We start from the raw sequence: 280 nt of genomic DNA on the forward strand, positions 1-280 counted from the left end.
GTCGGGCATCTGCTGCTGCAGGGCCGCGTCGAGGCCGGCGATGGAATTGAAGTGCTCGGCCTGGTAGCCGAAGTTGTTCAGCGTCTGGCGCATGCTCTCGCCAATGGCCGCTTCACCCTCGAGGATGTAGATGGTGCGGCTGCCGTCCTCGTGGCGGGGGGGCTTGCGTCCGCTCTCGCTCGTCTCGCTGCTGGCGCTGGCGTTGATGGGCTGTTCGCCGAGCGCCTGCAGGGCGCTGATGAAGTCGTTGAGCCCCAGTTGCTGGCGCGACTGGCGTTCC

Annotated in this window: 1 protein-coding gene; it reads right to left on the reverse strand. The window is 67.1% G+C overall.

Translation table 11 applies throughout. The features are described 5' to 3' along the window. The coding region (locus J0A65_RS27195; RefSeq protein ID WP_206597265.1) for a hypothetical protein at nucleotides 1-280 on the reverse strand (280 nt) is incomplete at both ends.

Source organism: Bowmanella yangjiangensis, assembly GCF_017255015.1.
In the GTDB taxonomy this organism is placed as follows: Bacteria; Pseudomonadota; Gammaproteobacteria; order Enterobacterales; family Alteromonadaceae; genus Bowmanella; species Bowmanella yangjiangensis.